This is a genomic window from Mesorhizobium sp. M1E.F.Ca.ET.063.01.1.1 (assembly GCF_003998155.1).
Classification (GTDB): Bacteria; Pseudomonadota; Alphaproteobacteria; order Rhizobiales; family Rhizobiaceae; genus Mesorhizobium.
Map to the genome: position 1 here is coordinate 1 of NZ_RZSC01000893.1, position 2,196 is coordinate 2,196.

Sequence of the window (2,196 nt, forward strand, 5' to 3'; positions counted from 1 at the left end):
GCGGTCAGCTCGCCCTTTGTGTCGAAGATCGGCGCGGCGGTGCAGGAAAGCGGCGTGTGCGTGGTGTCGAAATGGTCGGTTTGATGAATGGTCATCGCCTCGCCGGTGACGATGCAGGAGCCGACGCCGCAGGTTCCGGTCCGGCTCTCCGACCATTCCGAGCCGAGATAGAGCCCGGCCTTGCGCAACTGGTCCATGAACAGCGGATCGCCGAGGAAGTCGACGGTGACGCCCTTGGCGTCGGCGAGCAGCAGGACGTAGTTCTGGCCCGCCACCTGCTTGAACAACGTCTCCAGACCGCTGCGGGCAATCGCGATCAGCCGCTCGGACTGCTCGCGGTGTTCGCGCAACTGGGTGTCGGGAACGATGTAGGCTTCAGTCGGCCGGGCCGGATCGAGCCGGTGCGTGTCGACGCAACGCAGCCAGGATTGCACCACGATATCGTCGCGGGCCGATCGCGCGCCGGACAGAACCTGCTCGATCTCGCGGATATGCTCTCGTTCGCCAGCCATGCGTCCTCCTCGCAGCCAACGTCCTTTGCGGCCACATAGTGGTGCCTCGAAGATACGCGCTCAACTGTACTATGGTAGCGCGCGACGGCGCCGATCTCACAGGCGGGTGAATTCGCGACACCCCCCATTGACGAGCCCGCGCTTTGGCCCTTATTGTCCGCGCCCATGAAAACAGCACTCATTCTCGTAGGCTGGCGCGTGGGCAAGGCGGTGTAACCGCCGGGCGAAAACCTCCCATGCGCATCCCACAGGCTCCCTCGGGGGCCTTTTTTATTACCCAAAACCCAACTAAACGACCAGCAAATCGCCAGGCGGCGAACAGTACGGGACCGGACTGATGAGCAACGGACAGAACGAGCGGCGCGAGATGACGGGTGCCGAAATGGTGGTGCAGGCGCTGAAGGACAACGGCGTCAAGCATGTCTTCGGCTATCCGGGCGGCGCGGTTCTCCCAATCTACGATGAAATTTTCCAACAGGACGAGGTCGAGCACATCCTGGTCAGGCATGAGCAGGGGGCCGGCCATGCGGCCGAAGGCTACGCCCGCTCGACCGGCAAGGCCGGCGTTCTCCTGGTCACGTCCGGCCCCGGCGCGACCAATGCGGTGACGCCGCTGCAGGATGCGCTGATGGATTCCATTCCGCTGGTCTGCCTGACCGGCCAGGTGCCGACCTCGCTGATCGGCTCAGACGCCTTCCAGGAATGCGACACGGTCGGCATCACGCGGCCCTGCACCAAGCACAACTGGCTGGTGAAGGACGTCAACGAACTCGCGGCCACGATCCACGAAGCCTTCCACGTCGCGACCACCGGGCGTCCCGGCCCGGTCGTCGTCGACATTCCGAAGGACGTGCAGTTCGCCAAGGGCATCTACGTGCCGCCGCAGACGGCGCCGCGCACCAGCTACCAGCCCAAGGTCCAGGGCGATCTCGAGAAGGTGAAGGCCGCCGTCGAACTGATGGCCGGCGCCAAGAAGCCGATCATCTACAGCGGCGGCGGCGTGATCAATTCCGGCCCCGAAGCCAGCCATCTGCTGCGCGAGCTGGTCGACCTCACCGGCTTCCCGATCACCTCGACGCTGATGGGGCTCGGCGCCTATCCGGCTTCGGGCAAGAACTGGGTCGGCATGCTCGGCATGCACGGCACTTACGAAGCCAACATGGCCATGCATGACTGCGACGTGATGATCTGCATCGGCGCGCGTTTCGATGACCGCATCACCGGCCGGCTGAATGCCTTTTCGCCGAACTCGAAGAAGATCCACATCGACATCGATCCGTCCTCGATCAACAAGAACGTCCATGCGGACGTGCCGATCCTGGGCGATGTCGGCCGGGTGCTGGAGGATCTGGTGCGGCTGTGGCGGGCAACCGCCAAGGTCGACAAGAAGGCGCTCTATCCGTGGTGGGAGCAGATCGCGAAATGGCGCGCGCGGGATTCGCTCGCCTACAAGATGAACAACGACGTGATTATGCCGCAATACGCCATCCAGCGGCTCTATGCGCTGACCAAGGATCTCGACACCTACATCACCACCGAGGTCGGCCAGCACCAGATGTGGGCGGCGCAGCACTACCATTTCGACAAGCCGAACCGCTGGATGACCTCGGGCGGGCTGGGCACGATGGGCTACGGCCTGCCGGCGGCGCTCGGCGTGCAGATCGCGCATCGCGATGCGCTGGTC

At 64.2% G+C, this 2,196-nt stretch carries 2 protein-coding genes; one reads left to right on the top strand and one right to left on the bottom strand.

The window, feature by feature from the left end; all coding sequences use genetic code 11:
- On the bottom strand, window positions 1–512 hold a 512-nt coding region (locus EOA29_RS33920; protein ID WP_145969968.1), incomplete at its 3' end, for a GAF domain-containing protein.
- A 367-nt stretch (window positions 513–879) separates the two neighbouring features.
- Here EOA29_RS33920 and ilvB point away from each other — a divergent pair.
- Window positions 880–2,196 (top strand): biosynthetic-type acetolactate synthase large subunit (gene ilvB / locus EOA29_RS33925; protein WP_189479080.1); only part of this gene is annotated, 1,317 nt, incomplete at its 3' end.